Origin of the sequence: Rhizobacter sp. Root404, assembly GCF_001425865.1 — a bacterium.
Taxonomy (GTDB): domain Bacteria; phylum Pseudomonadota; class Gammaproteobacteria; order Burkholderiales; family Burkholderiaceae_C; genus LMDS01.
On record NZ_LMDS01000004.1, the window covers coordinates 1 to 17,696 of the forward strand.

Annotated in this window: 11 protein-coding genes and 2 pseudogenes; 7 read left to right on the forward strand and 6 right to left on the reverse strand. The window is 68.3% G+C overall.

What is annotated here, in order from left to right; translation table 11 throughout:
• Positions 1–13: 13 nt before the first annotated feature.
• From ASC76_RS26495 to ASC76_RS26030, 4 genes and pseudogenes are all read left to right on the forward strand, one after another.
• Positions 14–504, forward strand: a 491-nt coding sequence (locus ASC76_RS26495; RefSeq protein ID WP_371262120.1) for a VCBS domain-containing protein, incomplete at its 3' end; no start/stop codon positions are given.
• 10 nt (positions 505–514) lie between these two features.
• Positions 515–913, forward strand: a 399-nt coding sequence (locus ASC76_RS26500; RefSeq protein WP_371262121.1) for a VCBS domain-containing protein, incomplete at its 3' end; no start/stop codon positions are given.
• Positions 914–927: 14 nt separating this feature from the next.
• Positions 928–3,888, forward strand: a pseudogene (locus ASC76_RS26505) (VCBS domain-containing protein); the annotation flags it as partial.
• A gap of 301 nt (positions 3,889–4,189) precedes the next feature.
• Positions 4,190–5,326: pseudogene (locus ASC76_RS26030) on the forward strand (Calx-beta domain-containing protein); the annotation flags it as partial.
• Between the two features lie 245 nt (positions 5,327–5,571).
• Here ASC76_RS26030 and ASC76_RS26415 read toward each other — a convergent pair.
• Positions 5,572–5,871, reverse strand: coding sequence for a hypothetical protein (locus tag ASC76_RS26415; protein WP_056463257.1), 300 nt, complete (start codon positions 5,869–5,871; stop codon positions 5,572–5,574).
• Between the two features lie 83 nt (positions 5,872–5,954).
• Between ASC76_RS26415 and ASC76_RS04590 the strand changes: the two genes are divergently transcribed.
• Together ASC76_RS04590 and ASC76_RS04595 are read left to right on the forward strand one after the other, a co-directional pair.
• Positions 5,955–6,791: a Calx-beta domain-containing protein gene (locus tag ASC76_RS04590; protein WP_235580433.1), complete on the forward strand. Its 837-nt coding sequence runs from the start codon at positions 5,955–5,957 to the stop codon at positions 6,789–6,791.
• Positions 6,757–9,081: a type I secretion C-terminal target domain-containing protein gene (locus ASC76_RS04595; protein ID WP_371262122.1), complete on the forward strand. Its 2,325-nt coding sequence runs from the start codon at positions 6,757–6,759 to the stop codon at positions 9,079–9,081. The genes ASC76_RS04590 and ASC76_RS04595 overlap by 35 nt, the downstream gene beginning before the upstream one ends.
• Positions 9,082–9,090: 9 nt before the next feature.
• Here ASC76_RS04595 and ASC76_RS04600 read toward each other — a convergent pair whose 3' ends face one another.
• Together ASC76_RS04600 and ASC76_RS04605 are read right to left on the reverse strand one after the other, a co-directional pair.
• Entirely contained in the window at positions 9,091–11,022 is a 1,932-nt protein-coding gene (locus ASC76_RS04600) for an EAL domain-containing protein (RefSeq protein WP_056463265.1), read from the reverse strand.
• A gap of 21 nt (positions 11,023–11,043) precedes the next feature.
• The gene (locus tag ASC76_RS04605; RefSeq protein WP_235580354.1) at positions 11,044–11,679 is read right to left on the reverse strand and encodes a transglutaminase-like cysteine peptidase; all 636 of its coding nucleotides are present in this window, start codon (positions 11,677–11,679) and stop codon (positions 11,044–11,046) included.
• A gap of 389 nt (positions 11,680–12,068) precedes the next feature.
• Here ASC76_RS04605 and ASC76_RS04610 point away from each other — a divergent pair, with 389 nt between their 5' ends.
• Positions 12,069–13,559, forward strand: a complete 1,491-nt coding sequence (locus ASC76_RS04610) for a TolC family outer membrane protein (protein ID WP_082548771.1) — start codon at positions 12,069–12,071, stop codon at positions 13,557–13,559.
• A gap of 81 nt (positions 13,560–13,640) precedes the next feature.
• Here ASC76_RS04610 and lpdA read toward each other — a convergent pair whose 3' ends face one another.
• The 3 genes from lpdA to aceF are packed head-to-tail and all read right to left on the reverse strand — an operon-like array spanning position 13,641 to position 17,678.
• On the reverse strand, positions 13,641–15,422 hold the full coding sequence (lpdA, locus tag ASC76_RS04615) for a dihydrolipoyl dehydrogenase (RefSeq protein ID WP_056463272.1): 1,782 nt from the start codon (positions 15,420–15,422) through the stop codon (positions 13,641–13,643).
• 2 nt (positions 15,423–15,424) lie between these two features.
• Positions 15,425–15,997, reverse strand: coding sequence for a hypothetical protein (locus ASC76_RS04620; protein WP_056463275.1), 573 nt, complete (start codon positions 15,995–15,997; stop codon positions 15,425–15,427).
• 7 nt (positions 15,998–16,004) lie between these two features.
• On the reverse strand, positions 16,005–17,678 hold the full coding sequence (gene aceF / locus ASC76_RS04625; protein WP_056463278.1) for a dihydrolipoyllysine-residue acetyltransferase: 1,674 nt from the start codon (positions 17,676–17,678) through the stop codon (positions 16,005–16,007).
• Between the last annotated feature and the right edge of the window lie 18 nt (positions 17,679–17,696).

A 17,696-nucleotide genomic window follows, 5' to 3' on the forward strand; every position in this document is an offset into this window, starting at 1 on the left:
CGTCCCTGCCACGATCAGCGGCAGCTACGGCTCGCTGGTTCTCCAGTCCAACGGCCAGTGGACCTACACGCTCGACGCCCGCGCCGAGCCGCTCGCGCAGGGCCAGGTCGTGTCCGAGCCGATCACCGTCACGCTCAACGACGGGTCGACCACGACCGTCACGATCACGGTCACCGGCATCGACGACGCGGCCGTGATCGGCGGCGTGGCCACCGGCGCGACCGTCGAAGACACGACCCTGACCACGGGCGGCACGCTGACCGTTATCGATCCCGACGCGGGCCAGTCGAGCTTCCAGCCGCAGACCGCCATTGCGGGTGCCCACGGCAGCTTCAGCATCGACGCTGCCGGCGTGTGGACCTACACGCTGAACAACGCCGACCCGGCCGTGCAGGCGCTCGGCGCYGGCCAGACGCTGCCGAACGAAGTCTTCACCGTTCAGAGCCTGGATGGCACGACCTCGCAGGTCACCGTCACGATCACCGGCACCGACGACGCGCCGGTNGGCCAGACGCTGCCGAACGAAGTCTTCACCGTTCAGAGCCTGGATGGCACGACCTCGCAGGTCACCGTCACGATCACCGGCACCGACGACGCGCCGGTCATCTCTTCGGGCGTTGGTGCGGTTACCGAGAACACCTCGCCCAGCACCAGCGGCACCTTGACCGCCACGGACGTGGACAACCCGTCGTTGGCCTTCGTCCCTGCCACGATCAGCGGCAGCTACGGCTCGCTGGTTCTCCAGTCCAACGGCCAGTGGACCTACACGCTCGACGCCCGCGCCGAGCCGCTCGCGCAGGGCCAGGTCGTGTCCGAGCCGATCACCGTCACGCTCAACGACGGGTCGACCACGACCGTCACGATCACGGTCACCTTCAGCGCGCTGCGCAGCAGGCCGAGCTCGGCCGGCATCNCGTCCCTGCCACGATCAGCGGCAGCTACGGCTCGCTGGTTCTCCAGTCCAACGGCCAGTGGACCTACACGCTCGACGCCCGCGCCGAGCCGCTCGCGCCAGGTCAGGTCGTCTCCGAGCCGATCACCGTCACGCTCACGGACGGCTCGACCACCACCGTGACGATCACCGTCACCGGCACCAACGACGCGCCGGTCGCCACCAACGACCTCGCCTCGACGCCGATCAACACGCCGGTGACCAACATCCCGGTCCTTCCCAACGACACGGATCCCGACGGCGACCCGCTCACTGTGGTCAGTGCGACCCCTGTCGACGCGACCCAAGGCAGCGTCACGGTCAACCCCGATGGCACGCTGAACTTCGCGCCCGCCACCAACGTCACCGGCCCGGTCGTCATCTCCTACACGATCAGCGACGGCCAGGGCGGCACCAGCACCGCCACCGTCACGGTCAACGTCGGCAGCAACACGCCGCCCACCGGCGCCGACAGCACGCACACGATCGACGAAGACGGGTCGTACACGGTGACGACGGCCGACATCGCGTTCGCCGACGCCGACGCGGGTCAAACCCTGGCCGGTGTGCGCATCGACACCCTGCCTGCGGCCGGCACGCTGCTGCTCAACGGTGTGGCCGTGACCGCCGGCGCCGTCATCTCGGCCGCCGACATCGCCGCGGGCCTGCTCGTCTTCAAGCCCGTCGCCGATGCCAACGGCTCGCCCTACGCGAACTTCACCTTCAGCGTGCAGGACAGCGCCGGCGCCTTCGACACCGTGCCGAACACGCTGACGGTCAATGTCACCCCGGTTCCCGATGCGGCCGTCATCGGCGGCGGTGCCACCGGCGCGACTGTCGAAGACACGACGCTGACCACAGGTGGCGCGCTGACCGTTGTCGATCCCGACGCAGGTCAATCTTCCTTCCAGCCGCAGACCAGCACCGCCGGCGCCCACGGCACCTTCAGCATCGACGCTGCCGGCGTGTGGACCTACACGCTGAACAACGCCGACCCGGCCGTGCAGGCGCTCGGCGCCGGCCAGACCCTGCCGAACGAAGTCTTCACCGTTCAGAGCCTTGACGGCACGACCTCGCAGGTCACCGTCACGATCACCGGCACCGACGATGCGCCGGTCATCTCGTCGGGCGTTGGTGCGGTCACCGAGAACACCTCGCCGACCGTCAGCGGCACGCTGACCGCCACCGACGTCGATAACCCGACGCTGGCCTTCGTGCCCGCCACGATCAGCGGCAGCTATGGCTCGCTGGTGCTTCAGTCCGATGGCCAATGGACCTACACGCTCGACACCCGCGCCGAGCCGCTCGCACAGGGCCAGGTCGTCGCCGAACCCATCACGGTGCAACTGTCGGACGGCTCGACCACGACCGTGACGATCACGATCACCGGCACCAACGATACGGCCGTGATCGGCGGCGTCGCCACAGGCGCGACCGTCGAGGACACAACCCTGACCACCGGCGGCACGCTGACCGTGACCGATGCCGACGTGGGTCAGTCCGCCTTCCAGCCGCAGACCAGCATCGCCGGTGCCCACGGCAGCTTCAGCATCGACGCTGCCGGCGTGTGGACCTACACGCTCAACAACGCCGACCCGGCCGTGCAGGCGCTCAGCGCGGGTCAGACCCTGCCGAACGAAGTCTTCACCGTTCAGAGCCTGGACGGCACGACCTCGCAGGTCACCGTCACGATCACCGGCACCGACGATGCGCCGGTCATCTCGTCGGGCGTCGGTGCGGTCACCGAGAACACCTCGCCGACCGTCAGCGGCACGCTGACCGCCACCGACGTCGATAACCCGACGCTGGCCTTCGTGCCCGCCACGATCAGTGGCAGCTACGGCTCGCTGGTGCTGCAGTCCAACGGCCAATGGACCTACAGGCTGGATGCACGTGCCGAGCCGCTGTTGCAAGGCCAGATCGTCACCGAGCCGATCACGGTCACGCTCACGGATGGCTCGACCACCACCGTCACGGTCACGGTCAACGGCACCAGCGACACGGCTGTCATCGGCGGCGTGGCCACCGGCGCAACCGTCGAAGACACCATCTTGACGACCGGCGGCACGCTGATCGTGGTCGATCCCGATGCGGGTCAAGCCAGCTTCCTGCCACAGACCAACATTACAGGCGCCCACGGCAGCTTCAACATCGATGCGGCTGGCGTCTGGACGTACACGCTGAACAACGCCGACCCCGCGGTGCAAGCCCTCGTCCAGGGCGAACGCCTGCCGGAAGAGGTGTTCACCGTACAGACGGTGGACGGCACCAGCGCACAAGTCACGGTCACCATCACCGGTGTCGACGACACCCCGAGCCTGAGCATTTCCAGCCCGATCGTCACCGAGGGCGCCGACCCATACGCTCAATTCACCGTCAGCCTGTCCAACACGGTGAGCACGGCGACCACTGTCAGCCTGGCGCTGACGGCCGGCACGGCTGTGGGCGCGGGCGTGGACTACGGCACTGCGAGTGCCGGCAACCTGCAGGTCTCGACCGATGGTGGCACGACCTGGGTCGATGCCTCCAGCGTCACAATCCCGGCTGGCGCGACCAGCGTGCTGGTGCGCACCCCGATCACCRACGACGCGCTCTCCGAGAGCGTCGAGAACTTCACCCTTGTCGCCACGACCACGGCCGGCACGACCGGCAACCCAAACGGGACCGGCACCGCCAGCATCGTCGACAACGACGGTGCACCGAGCCTGTTGATCAACGACATCACGGTCAACGAAGCAGCGGGCACGGCCACCTTCACGGTGACCCTGTCGGCCGCCTCAGGTCAGGCTGTGTCCGTCAATTACGCGACCAGCAATGGCAGCGCACTGGCGGGTGCCGACTACGCCACGACCGGCGGCATCCTCAACTTTGCTCCGGGCGAGACCACCAAGTTCATCACGGTGGACATCCTGAACGACGCGATCTACGAGGGCAGCGAGACCTTCAACGTCGATCTGAGTACCGCGACCAATGCCCAGATCGGTGACGCGCAAGGTGTCGGCACCATCAAGGACGACGGCACCGGCACCGGTGGTACCGACAACGACACACCGGCGCTGGCCGTCTCCAGCCCGACGGTCACCGAAGGCACCGACCCGTACGCTCAGTTCACTGTCAACCTGTCCAACCCGAGCAGTACTCCGACCACCGTCAGCCTCGCGCTGACCGCCGGCACGGCAGGCGGCGCGGGTGTCGACTTCGGCACCGCGGGCGCAGGCAACCTGCAAATCTCGACCGACGGCGGTGTGACCTGGGTCGATGCGACCAGCGTCACCATCCCGGCCAATACCACCAGCGTGCGCCGCCGAGAACTTCACGCTGACCGCCACCATCACCGCCGGCACCACCAGCAATGCCTCGGCCGTCGGCACCGCGACCATCACCGACAACGATCCGACCCCGAGCCTGTCGATCAACGACATCACGGTCAACGAAGCCGCCGGCACCGCCACCTTCACGGTGACGCTGTCGGCCGCGTCGGGCCAGAACGTCTCTGTCGGCTACAACACCAGCAATGGCACGGCCATCGCCGGCGCGGACTACACCGCGACCAGCGGCACGCTGACCTTCGTCCCAGGCGGCCCCCTCACGCAGACCGTCACCGTCGCGATCGCCAACGACGCCATCTACGAAGGTTCGGAGACCTTCAACGTCAACCTGGTCACTCCGACCAACGCAACGGTCTCCGACAACCTCGGCCTAGGCACCATCAAGGACGACGGCACCGGCATCGGCGGCACCGACAACGACACGCCGGCGCTGGCTGTCTCCAGCCCGACCGTCACCGAAGGCACCGACCCGTACGCTCAGTTCACGGTGAGCCTGTCCAACCAGAGTGCCACGCCCACCACCGTCAGCCTGGCGGTGACGGCCGGATCGGCCAGCGGCGTGGGCGTCGACTACGGCACCGCGGGTGCCGGCAACCTGCAGGTCTCGACCGATGGCGGCACGACCTGGGTCGATGCGACCAGCGTCACCATCCCGGCCAACACTACCAGCGTGCTGGTGCGTACGCCTATCACCGACGACGCGCTCTCCGAGAGCGTCGAGAACTTCACCCTGGTGGCAACGACTCTTGTCGGCACGACCAGCAACCCAAACGCGACCGGCACCGCCAGCATCATCGACAACGACGGTGCACCGAGCCTGCTGATCAACGACGTGACGGTCAACGAGGCGACGGGCACCGCGACCTTCACCGTCTCTCTCTCGGCCGCATCGGGCCAGAACGTCTCCGTCAATTACGCGACCAGTAATGGCAGCGCACTGGCGGGCGCCGACTACACCGCCACCAACGGCACCTTGACCTTCGTTCCGGGCGGACCCCTCACGCAGACCGTCACCGTCACGATCGTCAATGACGCGATCTACGAGGGTTCCGAGACCTTCAACGTTGATTTGAGTGGTTCGATCAATGCGTTGATCGCCGACCCGCAAGGTGTCGGCACTATCAAGGACGACGGCACCGGCAGCGGTGGTACCGACAACGACACACCGGCGCTGGCCGTCTCCAGCCCGACGTTCACCGAAGGCACCGACCCGTACGCTCAGTTCGCTGTCACCCTGTCGAACCCGAGCAGTACCGCGACCACCGTCAGCCTGGCATTGACAGCCGGTACGGCAGCCGGCGCAGGCGTCGACTACGGCACCGCGGGTGCCGGCAACCTGCAGGTCTCGACCGACGGCGGCACGACCTGGGTCGATGCCACCAGCGTCACCATCCCGGCCGGTACCACCAGCGTGCTGGTGCGCACGCCGATCACCAACGACGCGCTCGACGAGGCCGCCGAGAACTTCACGCTGACCGCCACCATCACCGCCGGCACCACCAGCAATGCCTCGGCCGTCGGCACCGCGACCATCACCGACAACGATCCGACGCCGAGCCTGTCGATCAACGACATCACGGTGAACGAAGCCGCCGGCACCGCCACCTTCACGGTGACGCTGTCGGCCGCGTCGGGCCAGAACGTCTCGCAACGACATCACGGTGAACGAAGCCGCCGGCACCGCCACCTTCACGGTGACGCTGTCGGCCGCGTCGGGCCAGAACGTCTCGGTCGGCTACAACACCAGCAATGGCACGGCCACCGCCGGCGCGGATTACACCTCGACCAGCGGCACCCTCACCTTCGTCCCGGGCGGCCCCCTCACGCAGACCGTCACCGTCACGATCGCCAACGACACAACCTATGAGGGCTCCGAGACCTTCAACGTCAACCTGGTCACCCCGACCAACGCCACGATCTCGGACAACCTCGGCCTGGGCACCATCAAGGACGACGGCACCGGCATCGGCGGCACGGACAACGACACGCCGAGCCTGGCCGTGTCCAACGTGGGCGTTACCGAAGGAACGGACGCTTACGCCCAGTTCGCGGTCACCCTGTCCAACCAGAGTGCCACCCCCACCACCGTCGGCCTGGCTCTCACGGCCGGCACGGCCGCGGGCGCAGGCGTCGACTACGGCACCGCGGGTGCCGGCAACCTACAAGTCTCGACCGACGGCGGCACGACCTGGATCGACGCCACCAGTGTCACGATCGCGGCTGGGACCACCAGCGTGCTGGTGCGCACGCCGATCACCAACGACGCGCTCGACGAGGCCGCCGAGAACTTCACGCTGACCGCGACCACCACCGCCGGCACCACCAGCAATGCCTCGGCCATCGGCACCGCGACCATCACCGACAACGATCCGACGCCGAGCCTGTCGATCAACGACATCACGGTGAACGAAGCCGCCGGCACCGCCACCTTCACGGTGCTACACCGCGACCAGCGGCACCCTCACCTTCGTCCCGGGCGGCCCCCTCACGCAAACCATCACGGTCGCGATCGCCAACGACACCCTCTTTGAGCCGGCCGAACAGTTCGTCGTGAACTTGACCAGCCCGACGAACGCCACGATCTCCGATTCGCAAGGCGTAGGCGTCATCACGGACAACGATCAGCCCAAGGCGACTGGCGGGTTGGCAAGCGGTCTTGAAGACACTGCACTGACATTGGCCTGGAGCAGTTTCGGTGTGACGACCGAGGCCGTGGCACTTGCGTCGTATTCGGTCAAGATCACCAGCCTGCCCGTGCTGGGCGATCTGATGTACTTCAATGGCGTATCGCTCGTGCCGGTGGCCTTGAACAGTACCTACACGTATGCCGACATCATCGCCGGAAAGCTTCAATTTGTCCCTGACGCCAACCAGTCAGGCATCGATGGATACGGTGCGGCGGGAACTGGCAACAAGCTGAACGACTATGCCAGCTTCAATTTCGAAGTCATTGCCAACGGCATCAACAGCAACCCGGCAACGGTTGTGATCGACATCGCCCCGGTGGCCGACGCGCCGACGTTGTCCCTGACGACAGCCAGCTTCCTGCGGACATCAAGTCTCGACGAATTGACCGCGATGAGCGGCCCCAACGCCTGGACCCGCTATGCCACCGACATGAACGGCGGCGCCTGGCGCACCAGCAACTCGGGCGGCACGATCGAGGTCTATGCCGATGGCGAATACCTGCAGAACGGCGGCTCCAATCGCGTCATTGAACTGGAGTCCAACACAGGAGCCGCAGCGGATCTGTACACCGATGTCGCGACCAAGGCCGGTCAGGTCTATCACCTGTCGCTGGATTTTGCCGAGCGCCTGAACAACCAGAGCATGGCGTCCCAGGGTCTCATCCCGGCCTACGGGACGGCGCAGATCGATGTGTACTGGGGCGGTGTCAAGGTAGCGACCTTGAACACCGACACGAGCACCTGGACTCATTTCGAACTCGACCTGGCCGCCACCACCACCGGCACCACCCGTCTGACCTTCCAGGCTACGGATTCCAATTCGCTCGGCGGTGTGATGGACAACCTGTCCCTGCAGCTGTCGCAGAACACGACGATGCGCAACACCACCACGCAGTTGCCACAGCCGACGATCGCGCTTGTGGACACCGACGGTTCGGAGACGCTGGCCCTGACGGTCACGGGCGTTCCGATCGGCGCGACCATCAGCGACGGCACCCGAAGCTTCACTGCGACCGCGGGCAATCAGGTGGCAACGATCACGGGCTGGACGTACTCGGCCCTCACGGTGACGCCGCCGGCAGGCTACACGGGCAGCTTCACGCTGAACTACACGGCAACGTCGACCGAGGCGGTGGGCGGCTCGACCGCGACGACGATCACGCCGGTGACGGTCAACGTGATTGCCCCCAATACGGGGCCGGTGGCGACCAACGACACGGTAACCGGGATTCGGGATGTCGTGGTCCACGGCAACGTGCTGACCAACGACACCGATGCCGACGGCAACACCCTGTATGTCACCGGCTTCACGGTGAATGGCACCAACTACGCGACCTACGACAGCGTCGGCGTCACGGACAACACGACGGACAACGTCACGATCGCCGGTGTCGGGTATTTCCGCATGGAGGCCGACGGCAGCTATCAGTTCACGCCGCTGGCCGGGTATACCGGTACTGCGCCGGCCATCACCTACACGACCGCCGACGAGCACGGCGGCTACAGCACCGCCACGCTCACGCTGACCGAAACCACGACGGGCGGCATCATCGGCACGAGCAGCGCGGAGACCCTCAATGGCACCGCCGGCGCGGACGTCATCTCCGCCTCGGGCGGCATTGACACGCTGAACGGCCTGGGCGGCAACGACGTGCTCGACGGCGGCGCCGGCGCCGACGTGCTGGTCGGCGGCGCGGGCAGCGACGTGCTCTACGGACGCGCCGGCAACGACACCCTGACCGGTGGCACCGGCACGGGCACCGACACGGCGAGCAACACCTTCGCGTGGGCGTTCGGCGATCAGGGCACCACGTCGACGTTGGCGGTCGACACGATCACCGACTTCAACAAGGCGGCGGCTTCCTCCGGGGGCGACGTGCTCGATCTGCGCGACTTGTTGATCGGCGAGTATCACAACGCCTTCCAGCCCAACGGAAACCTGACCGACTTCCTGCACTTCACCACGAGCGCCGGAACCACGACGATCGAAGTGAAATCGCACGGCGTCGGCACGAGCAGCGCGGACGAGAAGATCGTGCTGACCGGCGTCGATCTGACCAACGGCGGCGCCCTGAACACCGATCAACTGATCATTCAGGACCTGCTGAGCAAGGGCAAGCTGGTGGTCGATTGAACCGGCGGGTCAGACACGGGCCGGCGCGCCGGCCGGCGTCTCGACCCCCGGGCCGGTGAGGCCATCGACACCCAGCGCATGCAGCGCCAGGGCGTCGCGCTCGTCGTTGACGCCTTCCACGTACACCTGGATCGCGAGGCTGTGCAGCAGCGTGACCAGGCTCTTGACGAAGCCGGCGCGGGTGGCGTCGAGCGCGACGCCGTGGGCCACGGCTGCGTCGAGCTTCACGTAATCGAGCCCCGCCTCGAACAGGCGCTCGATCTCGCCAAGATGTTCGCCGGCGTGCTCCAGCCCGAAGCGCGCGCCGGTCGGCCGCAGCTGACGACCGAGTTCGCGCACCAGATCGAAGTGCTCGACCGCGGCGGCCTCGGTGATCTCGATCCAGACCAACCGGGCTTCGCGCGGCATGGCCTGCAGCGCGGCGCGCAGGCGGGCGGCGAAACCGCTGTCCGCCAGCGACGCGGGCGACAGGTTGATCGAGCGCGGCTGGCCGTCGTGGGCGATGTCCTCGAGCGCGAGCGCGAGCGCACGCTCGTCGACCTCGCTGGTCAGGCGGCTGCGCATCGCCAGCGGCAGCCAGTAGGCCGCTGCCTCGAACCGGCCGTCTTCCTCGAGCTGCATCCGCAGCGGGCATTCCAGGTGGATCAGGCGGCCCTGGGCGTCGACGACCGGGTATGGCGCCAACCGCACGCGGCCCGCGACGAGTGCCTCGCGGACGCGCTCGCGCCAGCCGCGCTCGCCGAGCAGCAGCCAGGGCGCGTCGGCGGCGTCGCCGGCCTCGACGGAAAACGGGCCGGCGCTTTCGGCGCGGGCAAGCGCCAGGTCGGCCGTGGCCATCAATTCGGCCAGCACCGCCCGGTGGCGCGTCTCGATCGCCCCCGCCGCCACGGCTGCCCCGGCGTCGAGCCCTGGCAGAGCCGAGCGCAACAGTTCGACGACCGCGCGCGCGCTCTCGGCAGCGACACCGCCGAGCGGCAAGGCCAGCGCGAAATCGGAGCCGTTCAGGCGGCCGGCGAACGCGCCGCGCACGCGTTCGGTGTAGGTGTGCAGCGTCTGCGCGATGGCGGCGATCAGGCGGTCGGCGCCGGGGCGGCCCAGCCGCCGGTTCAGTTCGGTCAGGTCGAGCACGCGCAGCAGCACCAGACCGCCGGCGACGCTGCCGTCCTCGCGCTGCAGCGACGCGTTCAGCTGCGCGAGGAAGTGCGCGCGGTTGGCCAGGCCGGTCAGCGCATCGCCGCCGGCCTGCCGGCGCAGCGCCTCGACCTGTTCCGCCTGCGACTCGAACACGCTGCGCAGCCGGTCCACCATCGAGTTCATCGCCACGGTCAACCGGCGCAGTTCCGGCACGCTCGGTTCCGGCACCCGCAGGTACTCGCCGCGCTGCAACGACTCTGCCTGCGCCACCGTCGCGCTCAGCGGCCTGCGGATGCGCTGCACGCCCACGTGCGCCAGCGCGCCCGCCACCAGGCCGACCAGCGCGAGCGCCAGCGCCGAGCGCACGCTGCTGCGCCACAGCTGGTCATGCGCGTACGCGACCTGGCTGACGACCTCGAGCGTGCCGATCGCGCGCCAGCCGTCCGAGACCTGGGCGGTACCCGGCACGGAGGCGATCGGCACCAGCATGGCGAACCAGGCCGGCGCGCGCAGCGGCTTGCTGGCGGCCTCGCGCAGGAACATCGGCTTCCCGTCCACCCCGGTGAGCCGGATGCGCTGGTAGTAGCCGGTGTCGAATTGCGCCGTGGCGGCCAGCTCCATGAGCTCGCGCTGGCCCTTCTGCTGTGTCATGACCTGCGCCAGCGCGGTTGCGTTGTCGCTGTTCTGCAGGCTCAGCTGGGTCTGCAGCGCGTCGCGCGCGCCCGTCACGTTGACCGTCACGCCCGCGACGAACGCCAGCAACAGGGTGCCCAGCAACAACAACCAGATCTGACGGATCAGCGACATCGGTGACTCACTCTTCAATCATCAATCGAAACCCTCGGCACGCGCCTTCACCTGCACCTCGCGCCAGCGCGACAAGCGCGCCGCGGGGTCGCCGGCGCGGTTCGCCCCGACACCTTGCCACAAGCCGTCGCCGTTGAAGCTGAAGACGGGCTCCAGGTCGCGCCGGCGCGACGCGGGGCGGATATCGCCCACGAGATTGTCCAGAATCGACGGCTCGGCGCCCGGCGTCGCGTAGTGCGCGAGCACCATGTGCGGAAGGACCTCGCCGCCGGGCCCGCCGAGCGTCGCGCGCACGTAGACCAGGCGCAGGTGCGCCACCGGCACGCCCGCGGCAAGCAGGCCGTAGTACTTCGCGATGACATAGTCCTCGCAATCGCCGCGGCCCTGCGCCAGCGTCTCGAGCGGACTGGCCCAGTAGTCGATCTGACCCCAGACCTCCGTGTCGGGTGCGAACTGGATGCGGCGGTTGAAGAACTGGTTGATCGCGACCAGCCGCGCCGACTCGTCCTGCCCGTCCAGGCTGGCCAGCAGGCCCTGCAACGCGCGCGCGCCGGCGTGGGCCTGGGCCCCGCGCGCCTGCGACGCACGCAGCATCGCCTCGACATCGAACGCCCGCGCGGCGCCCATGCCGACGAGCAGCGCGATCCCTGCAAGCACCCCCACGATCGTGCGCCGCCCTGCCCGTAAAACGCGCGCGGATGCGCGCCGCGCCGGTCTCGCGCAGAGGGTGCCGGGCGAGGCGGCGGGGAGGACTGTCGCGGGAAAGGTCACGTCGCAGGCTTGGTTCGTCCCCATCGTTCTCGTCCGCGCGGCGCGCGACTTGAGCGCCACATCGACCGGGCGGGCCGCGAATCAGCGCAGCAGGCTGCCGACGGCGTGGCTTATAGGACGATGACACGGCACCTGGCGTGACAAAGTGCGCCGCCAGGCGTCATTGGCACGCATCACTGCGCGTTCCATTCGGGCGCGCGCGTCGAAAATTCCGGCGGGGCGTCGGGCCCCAATGCGCGTCGATCAAGGCGCCGCACAACCCAGTCCGGAGGACCATGAAGACGAATCGATTGACGCTCGGCGCCCTGACGCTGTTGCTGGCGGCCGGCACGAGCCTGGCGCAAACGCGCGACCCCTTGCGCCAGACCGTCGAACAGGCCGTCAACACGAATCCCGAAGTGACGGCGCGTTTCAACGCCTACCGCGCCTCGGTCGACGCCGTCGACGTGGCCCGCGCCGCCTACCTGCCCCGTGTGGACCTGAACGCCAGCGTCGCGCGCGACTACGACCGTTTCACCGGCCGCTTGCCCGAAGAGGGGCAAACGCTGACGCGCCGCCAGGTCGGCCTGAACCTGACGCAGTTGCTGTGGGACGGCCTGGGCACGAGCAACGACGTCGCCCGCTACGGCCACGACCGCCTGGCGCGCTACTTCGAGCTGATCGACGCCACCGAGCAGACGGCGCTGGAGGCCGCGCGCGCCCACTTCGACGTGCAGCGCTACCGCCGCCTGGTGCAACTCGCCGAGGACAACTACGTGCAGCATCGCTCCGCGTACCTGCAGATCCAATCGCGCTTCAAGGCCGGCGTCGGCCGCGGCGTCGACCTCGAGCAGGCCGGCGCGCGGGTGGCGCTGGCCGAATCGAACCTGACGACCGAAGTCGCGAACCTGCACGACGTGACCCAGCGCTACCAGCGCATCGTCGGCAGCGCGCCGCCGAAGGACCTGCCGACGATCGCGATGCTGAAGGCCGGGCTGCCGGCCTCGCCGGCCGAGGCGATGACGCTCGCCGTGCGCCAGAGCGCCGCCGTCAGCGCGAGCATCGAAGCCTTGCGCGCCGCGCGCGCACTGGCCGACGGCCGCCGCTCGGCTTTCCAGCCGCGCGTCGAGGCGCGGGTGCGGGGCGCCGCCGGCCGCAACGTCGACAGCCTGCTGGACCAGACGCGCAACGCGACTGCCGAGATCGTGCTGAACTGGAACCTGTACAACGGCGGCGCCGACATGGCCCGCGTGCGCCAGCAGGCCAACCTGCTCAGCCAGGCCACCGACCTGCGCGACAAGACCTGCCGCGACGTGCGTCAGACCGCCTCGATCGCCTATAACGACACACGCAAGCTGGTCGATCAGTTGGTCTATCTCGAACGCAACACGCTCGCGATCGAGAAGGCCCGGGACGCCTACCGCCAGCAGTTCGACATCGGCCAGCGCAGCTTGCTGGACCTGCTCAACGCCGAGAACGAGGTCTACACCGCCCGCCGTGCGTATGCGAACGCCGAGCACGACCTGGGGCTGGCCTATGCGCGCGCCCACGCGGCGATGGACCAGCTGGGCCGCACGCTCGGCATCAGCCGCACGTCGAACGTCGCCGACGACGCCTCGGGCTGGGACCAGAGCGACGACGCGCCGACGCGTTGCCCGGCGATCGTCGCCGAGCTGGCGAACGTCGTGGACCGCAGCGAGCTGGATGCGCGGGCGCAGAAGATGGCGGCTGGCGTCCCGCCGATGCCACGCCCCGTCGACGCCACCGCGCCGGTGCGCAAGCCCTGATCGCGCACGGCGCCGAGCACGTCGGCAAAAGAACGAAAGGGGCCGCGAGGCCCCTTTCTGCTTGGCGCGCCGTTCTACCGACTAGCGCTTGACCGGCGGCAGGTCGGTGCACGCGCCTTCGAACGCTTCGGCGGCCAGGCCGATGCTCTCGCCCAGCGTCGGGTGCGGGTGGATCGTCTTGCCGATGTCGAACGCGTCCGCGCCCATCTCGATCGCCAGCGCGAGCTCGCCGATCATGTCGCCGGCGTGCGTGCCGACGATGCCGCCGCCGACGATCTGGTGGGTCTCCTCGCTGAAGATCAGCTTGGTGAAGCCCTCGTCCCGGCCGTTCGCGATCGCGCGGCCCGAGGCATTCCACGGGAACAGCCCCTTCTTGACCTTCATGCCCTTGGCCTTGGCTTCGTCCTCGGTCACGCCGACCCACGCGACCTCGGGGTCGGTGTAGGCCACGCTCGGGATCACGCGCGCATCGAACGCCGCCTTGGTGTCGCCGGCCGCCACCTCGGCCGCCACATGCGCCTCGTGGACCGCCTTGTGCGCGAGCATCGGCTGGCCGATGATGTCGCCGATCGCGAAGATGTGCGGCACGTTGGTGCGCATCTGGATGTCGACCGGGATGAAGCCACGGTCGGTGACCGCGACGCCGGCGTTGTCGGCGCCGATGCGCTTGCCGTTCGGCACGCGGCCAACGGCCTGCAGCACCAGGTCGTAGAGCTGTTCCCTGACCGCCGCCGGCGAACCGTCGGCGTTCTCGAACTTGACCAGGATGCCGTCCTTCGTCGCCTCGGCGCCCACCGTCTTGGTCTTCAGCATGATGTTGTCGAAGCGCGGCGCGTTCATCTTCTGCCAGACCTTGACCAGGTCGCGGTCGGCGCCCTGCATCAGCCCATCGAGCATCTCGACCACGTCCAGGCGCGCGCCGAGCGTCGAGTAGACCGTGCCCATTTCCAGGCCGATGATGCCGCCGCCGACGATGAGCATGCGCTTCGGGTTCTGGCGCAGTTCGAGTGCGCCGGTCGAGGTCACGACGCGCGGATCGTCCTTCGGCAGGAACGGCAGCTTCACGGCCTCGGAGCCCGCGGCGATGATGGCCTGCTTGAACTTGATCGTCTGCTTGCCGCCCTTCGCCAAATCGACGGCGAGGTGAAACGGATCGAGGAACGCCGCGGTGCCCTGTACCACCGTGACCTTGCGCATCTTCGCCATCGCGGCCAGGCCTCCGGTCAGCTTGCCGACGACCTTTTCCTTGTGCGTCTTCAGCTTCGCCAGGTCGATCGCCGGCGGCTGGAAGGTGATGCCGTAGCTGTCGAAGTGCTTGACCTCGTCCATCACCGCGGCGACGTGCAGCAGCGCCTTCGACGGGATGCAGCCGACGTTCAGGCACACGCCACCGAGCGTCGCATAGCGCTCGACCAGCACGACCTTCATGCCGAGGTCGGCGGCGCGGAACGCGGCCGAGTAGCCGCCCGGGCCGGCGCCCAGCACGACCAGATCGCATTCGACGTCGGCACCGCCGGCGTAGGTGGACGCGACCGGCGCCGGGGTCGCGGCGGCCACCGGTGCCGCGGCGGGCGCAGGGGCCGAAGCGGCCGGCGCTGCGACAGGCGCAGCCGCAGCTGCCGCGCCCTCCGCGTCGAGCGACACGATCACCGAGCCTTCGTTGACCGTGTCCCCGACCTTGACCTTGACCTCCTTCACGACCCCGGCGTGCGACGACGGGATCTCCATCGACGCCTTGTCGCTCTCCACGGTCAGCAGCGACTGCTCGACCTTGATGGTGTCGCCGGGCTTGACCAGCACCTCGATCACCGCCACGTCCTTGAAATCGCCGATGTCCGGCACCTTGATGTCGATGATGGCCATGTTCAGCCTTTCAGTTTGAGGGTGTGGACGTGGAACGGTCCACTGGAGTTCTTGTCGAATTCGCAGCCGGCGCGCACGCCGGTCTCGGCGACCTCGCGCGCCGTCTTGGCCTTGTCGTAGCTCGCGTACATCGCCCCGAGCGCGAACGCGCGCCCGGTGCCGATGCCCCAGAAGCGGTCGAACTCGAACACCTCGCGGTACGAGTAGATGCCGAAGATGCCGGCGTGGTTGGCGATCAGCGCGGTGAACTGCGAGCTCTCATACGGGTCGGCGTCCTCCTCCTTGCTGTTGAGGAAGAAGTTCTCCTTCAGCTTCGGGTGCAGCTTCAGGAAGGTTTCGAACACCTCGTCACGCGAATGCAGCTTGAGTTCTTCGGGCGGCAACGACGCCAGCGCCCGCCGCACGACCGGGAAGTGCGCGGTCGTGCCGGCCATGCCGATCCACGAATCGCCGACCTTGAACATCTTCAGGTTCGCTTCGTAGCCGTGACCGAGACGCGTGTCGCCGAAGGTGACCAGCGTGTCGGCCGCGATGGCCACGGTGTTGCCCTTGCGGGCCACCACTACCGTCGTCATGCGCGACTCAGAGAAGCACGCGGCGGAAGTCGGCCAAGACCTGCCCGAGGTAGGCATTGAAGCGCGCCGCCAGCGCCCCGTCGATCACCCGGTGGTCGTAGGAGAGCGAGAGCGGCAGCGTCAGGCGCGGCACGAACTGCTTGCCGTCCCAGACCGGCTTCATCGCGCTCTTCGACAGGCCGAGGATCGCCACTTCCGGTGCGTTGATGATCGGCGTGAAGTGCGTGCCGCCGATGCCGCCGAGCGAGCTGATCGAGAAGCAGCCGCCGGTCATGTCGGCAGGCCCGAGCTTGCCGTCGCGCGCTTTCTTGGCGAGTTCACCCATCTCGGTGCTGATCTGCAGGATGCCCTTCTTGTCGGCGTCGCGCAGCACCGGCACCACCAGGCCGTTCGGCGTGTCGGCCGCGAAGCCGATGTGGAAGTACTGCTTGTAGACCAGTTGGTCGCCATCGAGCGAGGTGTTGAACTCCGGGAACTTCTTCAGCGCCGCGACGACCGCCTTGATCACGAAGGCGAGCATCGTGACCTTGACGCCCGACTTCTCGTTCTCCTTGTTGGTCGAGACGCGGAACGCCTCCAGTTCGGTGATGTCCGCGTCGTCGTTGTTCGTGACGTGCGGGATCAGCACCCAGTTGCGGTGCAGGTTCGCGCCGCTGAGCTTCTTGATGCGCGACAGGTCCTTGCGCTCGACCGCGCCGAACTTCGTGAAGTCGACCTTCGGCCAGGCCAGCAGACCGGGGATGCCGCCACCGGCCGCAGCGGCCGCAGCCGGTGCCGCCGACTTCTGCGCCGCCGTCTGCACGCTGCCGGCCATCACGCCCTTGACGAACCGGTGGACGTCGTCCTGGGTGATGCGGCCCTTGGGACCGCTGCCCTGAACTTCCTCGAGCGGCACGCCCAGTTCGCGCGCGAGCTTGCGGATCGTCGGCGACGCGTGCGGCAGATTGCCCTTCGGCGCGGTGGGCTCGTGGGCGGGCAGCGCAGCCGTGGGCACGGCCTTCTCGCCGGTCGGGGCGGCCGCGGGCGCGGGCGCGGAAGCGGTCGCAGGCGCCGGAGCCGCGGCAGCCGCCGCTGCGGGTACCGGCGCAGCCGCCCCGCCGGCCGCCTGGATCACGGCCACCAGGCTGCCCATCTTGACCTTGTCGCCCACCTTGACCTTGACGTCCTGGACCACGCCGGCATGCGACGACGGGATCTCCATCGACGCCTTGTCGCTCTCGACGGTGATCAGGCTCTGCTCGACCTTGATCGTGTCGCCGGCCTTGACCATCACCTCGATGACGGTGACTTCGTCGAAATCGCCGATGTCGGGGACCAGCACATCCACGGGTCCGGCGCTCGCGGCCGGTGCGGGAGCAGGCGCAGCGACCGGCGCGGGCGCAGCCGCAGGAGCAGGCGCCGCGGCGGCGGGCGCAGGGGCAGGCGCGGCGGAGGCGGCGTCACCCGCTGCCTCGATCATCAGCACCAGCGACCCTTCCTTGACCTTGTCGCCGAGCTTGACCTTCAGCTCCTTCACGACGCCGGCATGCGACGACGGGATTTCCATCGACGCCTTGTCGCTCTCGACCGTGATCAGCGATTGCTCGGCCTTCACCGTGTCGCCGGGCTTGACCAGCAGCTCGATGACCTCGACCTCCTCGAAGTCGCCGATGTCCGGGACCTTGACTTCAACCAGTGCCATGTTCTTGTCTCCGCGATC

Coding starts and splice junctions, on each gene's coding strand:
- aceF (WP_056463278.1), bottom strand. CDS start 17,678: ATGGCACTGGTTGAAGTCAAGGTCCCGGACATCGGCGACTTCGAGGAG.
- ASC76_RS04620 (WP_056463275.1), bottom strand. CDS start 15,997: ATGACGACGGTAGTGGTGGCCCGCAAGGGCAACACCGTGGCCATCGCG.
- lpdA (WP_056463272.1), bottom strand. CDS start 15,422: ATGGCCATCATCGACATCAAGGTGCCGGACATCGGCGATTTCAAGGAC.
- ASC76_RS04600 (WP_056463265.1), bottom strand. CDS start 11,022: ATGTCGCTGATCCGTCAGATCTGGTTGTTGTTGCTGGGCACCCTGTTG.
- ASC76_RS04610 (WP_082548771.1), top strand. CDS start 12,069: ATGAAGACGAATCGATTGACGCTCGGCGCCCTGACGCTGTTGCTGGCG.